The 339-nt window shown below is 46.6% G+C and carries 1 protein-coding gene; it reads left to right on the top strand.

Going from position 1 to position 339, the window contains the following annotated elements:
* A partial coding sequence (locus MTBPR1_RS10880) for an IS3 family transposase (protein ID WP_126465182.1) occupies positions 1-339 on the top strand: 339 nt, incomplete at both ends.

The following is a 339-nucleotide window of genomic DNA, read 5'->3' as shown; positions in this document are numbered from 1 at the left end:
CAGTATTAGCCATATCGCTCCAAATACATTAGACCGTCAATTTGAAGTCCGTCAACCGAACCAGTCTTGGGTCACCGACTTCACCTATATTCGAACTCATGAGGGCTGGCTTTATCTCACTGTCGTCATCGATTTATTCTCTCGCCAAGTTGTCGGCTGGAGCATGAAAAATAGTCCGAAAGCGGATTTGGTGATTGATGCCTTGGTCATGGCTTTGTGGCGACGAAAACCCAAAGGGAAAGTGTTGATACATTCTGACCAAGGCATTCAATATACCTGTTCTGATTGGCGTAAGTTCCTTGCCGATCACAATCTGGAAGCAAGCATGAGCCGCAGAGG

Origin of the sequence: Candidatus Terasakiella magnetica (genome assembly GCF_900093605.1) — a bacterium.
Classification (GTDB): domain Bacteria; phylum Pseudomonadota; class Alphaproteobacteria; order Rhodospirillales; family Terasakiellaceae; genus Terasakiella; species Terasakiella magnetica.
This window is presented reverse-complemented; position numbering and strand designations above follow the sequence as displayed.